The sequence below is a fragment of the Thiomonas sp. FB-Cd genome (assembly GCF_000733775.1).
Taxonomy (GTDB): Bacteria; Pseudomonadota; Gammaproteobacteria; order Burkholderiales; family Burkholderiaceae_C; genus Thiomonas_A.
Genome location: NZ_JPOE01000004.1, coordinates 1 through 7,472, shown reverse-complemented (window position 1 = coordinate 7,472; position 7,472 = coordinate 1). Strand labels below are relative to the sequence as shown.

1 protein-coding gene and 6 pseudogenes are annotated in these 7,472 nt (G+C 63.6%); 3 read left to right on the top strand and 4 right to left on the bottom strand.

Features of this window, described 5'->3' with window-relative positions:
• Positions 1-83 precede the first annotated feature (83 nt).
• Positions 84-1,003, top strand: a pseudogene (locus CD04_RS25310) (LemA family protein).
• A gap of 589 nt (positions 1,004-1,592) precedes the next feature.
• On the opposite strand, the pseudogene CD04_RS21995 reads toward CD04_RS25310, so the two are convergent.
• Together CD04_RS21995 and upp (CD04_RS25305) are read right to left on the bottom strand one after the other, a co-directional pair.
• Positions 1,593-2,900: pseudogene (locus tag CD04_RS21995) on the bottom strand (solute carrier family 23 protein).
• Positions 2,893-3,641 (bottom strand): annotated as a pseudogene (upp, locus tag CD04_RS25305) (uracil phosphoribosyltransferase). The pseudogenes CD04_RS21995 and upp (CD04_RS25305) overlap by 8 nt, the downstream one beginning before the upstream one ends.
• Before the next feature lie 107 nt (positions 3,642-3,748).
• On the opposite strand from upp (CD04_RS25305), the pseudogene upp (CD04_RS23295) reads away from it, so the two are divergent.
• A pseudogene (upp, locus tag CD04_RS23295) lies at positions 3,749-4,343 on the top strand (uracil phosphoribosyltransferase).
• A 308-nt stretch (positions 4,344-4,651) separates the two neighbouring features.
• A pseudogene (locus CD04_RS25070) lies at positions 4,652-5,960 on the top strand (solute carrier family 23 protein).
• 190 nt (positions 5,961-6,150) lie between these two features.
• Here CD04_RS25070 and CD04_RS24795 read toward each other — a convergent pair.
• Together CD04_RS24795 and CD04_RS24790 are read right to left on the bottom strand one after the other, a co-directional pair.
• Positions 6,151-6,513 carry a hypothetical protein gene (locus tag CD04_RS24795; RefSeq protein ID WP_231480637.1) on the bottom strand — a complete coding sequence of 121 codons (363 nt, stop codon included), beginning with the start codon at positions 6,511-6,513 and terminating at the stop codon, positions 6,151-6,153.
• Positions 6,514-6,578: 65 nt separating this feature from the next.
• Positions 6,579-7,312 (bottom strand): annotated as a pseudogene (locus CD04_RS24790) (LemA family protein).
• Positions 7,313-7,472 lie beyond the last annotated feature (160 nt).

The following is a 7,472-nucleotide window of genomic DNA, read 5'->3' as shown; positions in this document are numbered from 1 at the left end:
GTTGGCCGAGGCCAGCGTCTCTCCCGCGAAAGCCGACGATTGTTACGATCTGCGACAACACAGCACCACCCGGATCTGCCGCCATGTTCCTCGTCGTCGTCATCGCAGCCCTTGCCGTTGCCCTGCTGCTCTACGGGGTGATGATCTACAACAACCTCGTGGGCCTCAAGCATGCGGTTGCGCAGGCTTGGTCCAACATCGACGTCCTGCTCAAGCAGCGTCACGACGAACTGCCCAAGCTTGTGGAGGTCTGCAAGCAGTCGATGCACTTCGAGCAAGAAACACTCGATCGCGTGATCCGCGCGCGTCAACAGGTACAGGAGGCGCGTGCCGCGCAGAACGTTGGCGCGCTCGGCCGTGCCGAGGGTGCGCTGCACGGCAGCATGGCAAGGCTTTTTGCGGTCGCCGAAAGCTACCCCGATCTGAAGACCAACGAAGCTTCGGTCATCTGCAGGCGCGGATCAGCGGCCTGGAGGAGAGCATCGCGGACCGGCGCGAGTTCTACAACGCAGCGGTCAACGCCAACAATGTGCGCATCGAGCAATTCCCCGACGTGCTGGTTGCGCGGCTGTTCAGCTTTAACCCTGCGGTCTTCTTTAAAGTCGTCGATGCCGACAAGGCCGACGTGGATCTGAAGATTTCTTCGGCGGGGCAGCGTGACACCTCGCCCCTCGCCATCCGCTGCATCAGCAACAGATCAATTGCAGCTGTGACGGCCATGGCGCGATGGCTGCCGCATGACCCGAAGGCGCTGTCATTCTGCTCTTTGCGGCAGTCCTCGGCGCGGTGCAGTTTTTCCGGCTGCAGCGCCGGCAGGCGGCTCATGGAGGACACCCCACTGCGCGCATCCGCTCGGCTGCACAGGGTTATGTGGAGCTCAGTGGCCGGGTGCGGCTGCCCGATGCGCCATTGCACTCGCCGCTCACGGCCACACCCTGCGCCTGGTGGCGGTTTCGCATCGAGCGGCGCAAAAGTGAGGGGCGCAACGCGGCTGGGAGCTTGAGCAGCGCGGCGTCAGCGAGGCTCAGTTCTGGCTGACGATGAAAGCGGGCGTTGCATTGTCGATCCCGCCGGCGCGGAGGTGCGCGCAGTCACCACCGCTCCTGGGTGGGTGCCACGCCCGTGCTTATTCCGGAGTCTCCTGGAACGACGATTTGGTCGGGAGATGCCGAGCATCGCTACACCGAGGAACTGATCTTGCCTGGCGAAACCCTCTATGCCCTGGGCCAGTTCACAGCATCGATCCGCTACAGACTTCGGCCCGCGACGATCTGCGCGATCTGGTCATTGCCTGGAAGGCCGAACCGCCCGGCGCGCGGCATTCGACAGCAACGGCGACGGCGAGCTCGACGCCGCCGAGTTCGACCAACTGCGCTCAGCTGCGGCGCAGCAGGTTGCTGTGAACCGCCGCGAGGAGGCTGCCCGGCCGCAAACCCATGTGCTGCACAAGCCGCCAGGGCGCCAGATCTTTCTCCTGTCCACCGTGCCGGCACAAAGGCTTGGGACCCGTCTGCGCTGGCAATCCTGGCATGCTCGCGGCGTCCTTGATCGCCGCAGGGTTGGCTGGGTCGACGTTGCTGGGCTGACGCGCGCTACTCGAGGGCATCCAGCAGACGGTCGCTCTGCCGCGCCGGTTCCCCGCCCTTCGGCCCCAGAAGCGCATAAAGCAATATGGCGCCGAAGGTCGCGGTCCGATGCCGCCCAAGGCAAAGCCGCCAAACTTCAATGTGAAGTCCGCCGTACCCAGCATGAGCGTAATGGCGACGATGATGAGGTTGCGACTTCGGAGAAGTCCACCTTGTTGTCCACCCAGATGCGCGCGCCCGACACGGCGATGAGCCGAAAATCACGATGGCTACGCCGCGCAGCACCGCGCCGGGATGAGGTGAATGAGCGCGCCGAACTTGGGGCTGAAGCCCAGGACGATGGCGACAACCGCGGCCGTGGCGAAGATGAGCGTGGAGTAGATTTTGGTCGCCGCCATCACGCCAATGTTCTCCGCATACGTGGTAACCCCGGTTCCACCCGCCGCGCCCGAAACGATGGTTGCAAGCCCATCGCCGAGAAAGGCGCGACCCATGTAGCGATCGAGATTCTGCCCGGTCATGGCCGTAACGGCCTTGATGTGCCCAAGATTCTCCGCGACGAGGATCACCACCACAGGCACGATCAATGTCATCGCTCTGGGGTTGAACACGGGCGCGTGAAGTTTGGCAGGCCAAACCAGGCGGCGCCGCCAGGTCCGAGAAGTTCATCGGCGTACCCAGACCAGACCATTGGCCAGGATGGCGTAGACGACGCTGGCAATGACGAGTCCGACCAGGATGAGCAGTCGCTGCACCATACCCCGCGTGTACACCGCGACCAGTCCGACCGCCAGGAACGTCACCACGGCCATCCAGTCCTCGAAGTTGCTCGCGCATGCGATTTGATGGCGATGGGGCAGATTCAGGCAATCACGGCAACCACGGAGCCGGTGACGACCGGAGGCATCAGGCGCTCGATCCAGCGCGTGCCTATGCCCATCACGATCAGGCCGATTGCCGCATACACCACGCCACAGGCAACGATGCCGCCCAGCGCCACAGCGATGTTGGGATTCATGCCACCGCCCGAATAACGCTGGCGCGATGACCACGCCGATGAACGAGAACGACGAGCCCAGGTAGCTTGGCACCCTGCCGCCCACGACAAGAAAGAAAATCAGCGTGCCCACCCCGCTCATCAGAATCGCGATGTTGGGCGAGAAACCCATCAACAGCGGAGCAAAGACGGTAGAGCCGAACATGGCCACCACATGCTGCAAACCCATCGCCAGTGTCTGGGCCGGGGTAAGCGCTCGTCAGGCGCAACGACGCCCCGGTATTCAAGCGCCATTTGGGAAAATACGCATCAGCCATCTTCACCTCCCTGGTTGTCGGTCCATGCCGCGTGCGCCGCCGCCTGATTTGAACGCTCAACGTCGCCTCTTCCTGCACCCGAAATCATGGGACCTTCTGCACGACTTGCGCATTTTCGTGGATCCGATGCCGCGAGTGCAGATGCAGCCATTGGCAGCGCCGCGTCGTGCCGGCCCCGCGGCGCACCCGGCGTGCAGCTCGATGACGCGCCGTCAGCGTTGTGTCGCATGCCGATGCGAAAGGCCGCGCTCACGCGCCGCAACCCCATCGCGCAAGGCATGCTGCACGACGGGCTGGCGCAGCCATCACTTCGTGCCAAAAATGCGATCACCCGCATCGCCCAGGCGGGGACGATGTAGCCATGTTCATTCAAACCCTCGTCGACCGCGGCAAGGGTGATGGGGACGTCGGGAGGGCTCGGTGCACGGTGCGCACGCCTTCTGGCGCAGCCAAAAGATTGACGAGCTTGAGCGTGGTGGCCCGCCTGTTTCAGCCGGGACAGGGCCGCGGCTGCCGAATTGCCCGTCGCCAGCATGGGGTCGACCACAATCACCAGACGCTCGGCCATGTCATCGGGCACCTTGAAGTAATACTCCACCGGCTCCAGGGTGGCGGGATCCCGGTACAGGCAATGTGGCCCACGCGTGCGTTCGGCAACAGATCGATCATGCCGTCGAGCATGCCATTGCCGGCGCGCAGGATTGACACCAGACACAGCTTCTTGCCGGCAAGGATGGGCATGCGGCAATCGGCAACCGGAGTACTCACATCCACCAGCTGCGTGGGCAAATCACGCGTGCCTCATACGCAGCATCGCGGCGATTTCACGCACGAGTCGCCGGCAGTTTCTGTTGTGGATCACGGCTCGCGCTTGCGTGAGCTGTGCTGCCAGCGGATGCTACTTCCGGTGGCTCGTGCGTGGAATCGCCGCGATGCTGGCGTATGAGGCCACGCGTGATTTGCCCACGCAGCTGGTGGATGTGAGTACTCCGGTTGCCGATTGCCGCATGCCCATCCTTGCGGCAAGAAGCTGTGTCTGGTGTCAATCCTGCGCGCCGGCAATGGCATGCTCGACGGCATGATCGATCTGTTGCCGAACGCACGCGTGGGCCACATTGGCCTGTACGGGGTCCCGCCACCCTGGAGCCGGTGGAGTATTACTTCAAGGTGCCCGATGACATGGCCGAGCGTCTGGTGATTGTGGTCGACCCCATGCTGGCGACGGGCAATTCGGCAGCCGCGGCCCTGTCCCGGCTGAAACAGGCGGGCCACCACGCTCAAGCTCGTCAATCTTTTGGCTGCGCCAGAAGGCGTGCGCACCGTGCACCGAGCCCATCCCGACGTCCCCATCACCCTTGCCGCGGTCGACGAGGGTTTGAATGAACATGGCTACATCGTCCCGGCCTGGGCGATGCGGGTGATCGCATTTTTGGCACGAAGTGATGGCTGCGCCAGCCCGTCGTGCAGGCATGCCTTGCGCGATGGGGTTGCGGCGCGTGAGCGCGGCCTTTCGCATCGGCATGCGACACAACGCTGACGGGCGCGTCATCGAGCTGCACGCCGGGGTGCGCCGCGGGCCGGCACGACGCGGCGCTGCCAATGGCTGCATCTGCACTCGCGGCATCGGATCCACGAAAATGCGCAAGTCGTGCAGAAGGTCCCATGATTTCGGGTGCAGGGAAGAGGCGACGTTGAGCGTTCAAAATCAGGCGGCGGCGCACGCGGCATGACCGACAACCAGGGAGGTGAAGATGGCTGATGCGTATTTTCCCAAATGGCGCTTGAATACGGGGGCGTCGTTGCGCCTGACGAGCGCTTACCCCCGCCCAGACACTGGCGATGGGTTTGCAGCATGTGGTGGCCATGTTCGGCTCTACCGTCTTTGCTCCGCTGTTGATGGGTTTCTCGCCCAACATCGCGATTCTGATGAGCGGGTTGGGCACGCTGATTTTCTTCTTGTCGTGGGCGGCAGGGTGCCAAGCTACCTGGCTCGTCGTTCTCGTTCATCGGCGTGGTCATCGCCGCCAGCGGTTATTCGGGCGGTGGCATGAATCCCAACATCGCTGTGGCGCTGGGCGGCATCGTTGCCTGTGGCGTGGTGTATGCGGCAATCGGCCTGATCGTGATGGGCATAGGCACGCGCTGGATCGAGCGCCTGATGCCTCCGGTCGTCACCGGCTCCGTGGTTGCCGTGATTGGCCTGAATCTGCCCCCATCGCCATCAAATCGCATGGCGCGAGCAACTTCGAGGACTGGATGGCCGTGGTGACGTTCCTGGCGGTCGGACTGGTCGCGGTGTACAGCGGGGTATGGTGCAGCGACTGCTCATCCTGGTCGGACTCGTCATTGCCAGCGTCGTCTACGCCATCCTGGCCAATGGTCTGGGTCTGGGTACGCCGATGAACTTCTCGGACCTGGCCGGCGCCGCCTGGTTTGGCCTGCCAAACTTCACGGCGCCCGTGTTCAACCCAGAGCGATGACATTGATCGTGCCTGTGGTGGTGATCCTCGTCGCGGAGAATCTTGGGCACATCAAGGCCGTTACGGCCATGACCGGGCAGAATCTCGATCGCTACATGGGTCGCGCCTTTCTCGGCGATGGGCTTGCAACCATCGTTTCGGGCGCGGCGGGTGGAACCGGGTTACCACGTATGCGGAGAACATTGGCGTGATGGCGGCGACCAAAATCTACTCCACGCTCATCTTCGCCACGGCCGCGGTTGTCGCCATCGTCCTGGGCTTCAGCCCCAAGTTCGGCGCGCTCATTCACCTCATCCCGCGCCGGTGCTGCGCGGCGTAGCCATCGTGATTTTCGGGCTCATCGCCGTGTCGGGCGCGCGCATCTGGGTGGACAACAAGGTGGACTTCTCCGAAAGTCGCAACCTCATCATCGTCGCCATTACGCTCATGCTGGGTACGGCGGACTTCACATTGAAGTTTGGCGGCTTTGCCTTGGCGGCATCGGGACCGCGACCTTGGCGCCATATTGCTTTATGCGCTTCTGGGCCGAAGGGCGGGGACCGGCGCGCAGAGCGACCGTCTGCTGGATGCCCTCGAGTAGCGCGCGTCAGCCCAGCAACGTCGACCCAGCCAACCCTGCGGCGATCAAGGACGCCGCGAGCCATGCCCAGGATTGCCAGCGCAGACGGGTCCCAAGCCTTTGTGCCGGCACGGTGGACAGGAGAAAGATCTGGCGCCTGGCGGCTTGTGCAGCACATGGGTTTGCGGCCGGGCAGCCTCCTCGCGGCGGTTCACAGCAACCTGCTGCGCCGCAGCTGAGCGCAGTTGGTCGAACTCGGCGGCGTCGAGCTCGCCGTCGCCGTTGCTGTCGAATGCCGCGCGCCGGGCGGGTTCGGCTTCCAGGCAATGACCAGATCGCGCAGATCGTCGCGGGCCGAAGTCTGTAGCGGATCGATGCTGGTGAACTGGCCCAGGGCATAGAGGGTTTCGCCAGGCAAGATCAGTTCCTCGGTGTAGCGATGCTCGGCATCTCCCGACCAAATCGTCGTTCCAGGAGACTCCGGAATAAGCACGGCGTGGCACCCACCCAGGAGCGGTGGTTGACTGCGCGCACCTCCGCGCGGCGGGATCGACAATGCAACGCCCGCTTTCATCGTCCAGCCAGAACTGAGCCTCGCTGACGCCGCGCTGCTCAAGCTCCCAGCCGGCGTTGCGCCCCTCACTTTTGCGCCGCTCGATGCGAAACCGCCACCAGGCGCAGGGTGTGGCCGTGAGCGGCGAGTGCAATGGCGCATCGGGCAGCCGCACCCGGCACTGAGCTCACATAACCCTGTGCAGCCGAGCGGATGCGCGCAGTGGGGGTGTCCTCCATGAGCCGCCTGCGGCGCTGCAGCCGGAAAAACTGCACCGCGCCGAGGACTGCCGCAAAGAGCAGAATGACAGCGCCTTCGGGGTCATGCGGCAGCCATCGCGCCATGGCCGTCACAGCTGCAATTGATCTGTTGCTGATGCAGCGGATGGCGAGGGGCGAGGTGTCACGCTGCCCGCCGAAAGAAATCTTCAGATCCACGTCGGCCTTGTCGGCATCGACGACTTTAAAGAAGACCGCAGGGTTAAAGCTGAACAGCCGCGCAACCAGCACGTCGGGGAATTGCTCGATGCGCACATTGTTGGCGTTGACCGCTGCGTTGTAGAACTCGCGCCGGTCCGCGATGCTCTCCTCCAGGCCGCTGATCCGCGCCTGCAGATGACCGAAGCTTTCGTTGGTCTTCAGATGGGGTAGCTTTCGGCGACCGCAAAAAGCCTTGCCATGCTGCCGTGCAGCGCACCCTCGGCACGGCCGAGCGCGCCAACGTTCTGCGCGGCACGCGCCTCCTGTACCTGTTGACGCGCGCGGATCACGCGATCGAGTGTTTCTTGCTCGAAGTGCATCGACTGCTTGCAGACCTCCACAAGCTTGGGCAGTTCGTCGTGACGCTGCTTGAGCAGGACGTCGATGTTGGACCAAGCCTGCGCAACCGCATGCTTGAGGCCACGAGGTTGTTGTAGATCATCACCCCGTAGAGCAGCAGGGCAACGGCAAGGGCTGCGATGACGACGACGAGGAACATGG